The following is a 529-nucleotide window of genomic DNA, read 5'->3' as shown; positions in this document are numbered from 1 at the left end:
CCGGGCCGCAGAGCTTGCGGCTCTGCAGCTGTCGGAAATTTATCAGCGCCTGAAAACAGAACTGGAGCTCTCCTGGGGCTATGCGCTGGCGATGAATAACACCCCCTGGTATAACCTGAACCGGGCACCTAACCCCCATTTTCCTCAGCGCTGTGAGTTTGCTCCCTGTGAAACAACATTAACGCAAATGGCTTAAGGAAATAATGATGAAAAAATATAGGATCTGGTTGCTGGCCCCGCTACTGCTGACGGCCTGTGATAATAATAGCGCGGCAAAGTCAACGGCGGAGGCTGGAGAGAGTCAGCAGCACCGCGCCGGGCTGCAGAATTTGATTCGCCAGGTCAAAAATAATCTGGTATTTGTGCAGGGCGGCGAATTTCTGATGGGCGACTTCGGCAGGGAATACGGTCCCGAGAAGATGCAGCTGGATACTGAAAAGGACAGTAAGCCGCTGCATAAGGTTACCCTGAGCAGCTACTCCGTCAGTAAGTTTAAAACCACCAATCAGGAATATCAGCTTTACCTGAA

General features: G+C 51.6%; 2 protein-coding genes. Both read left to right on the top strand.

Annotated features, from left to right (window positions below; translation table 11 throughout):
• The coding region (locus GJV78_RS23235) for a hypothetical protein (RefSeq protein ID WP_167519728.1) at nt 1-196 on the top strand (196 nt) is incomplete at its 5' end.
• A gap of 7 nt (nt 197-203) precedes the next feature.
• The coding region (locus GJV78_RS22790; RefSeq protein WP_230979234.1) for an SUMF1/EgtB/PvdO family nonheme iron enzyme at nt 204-529 on the top strand (326 nt) is incomplete at its 3' end.

Source organism: Intestinirhabdus alba (assembly GCF_009711095.1).
GTDB classification, from domain to species: Bacteria; Pseudomonadota; Gammaproteobacteria; order Enterobacterales; family Enterobacteriaceae; genus Intestinirhabdus; species Intestinirhabdus alba.
The sequence above is the reverse complement of the archived record's forward strand: the minus strand, read 5'-3'. Positions and strand labels throughout refer to the sequence as shown.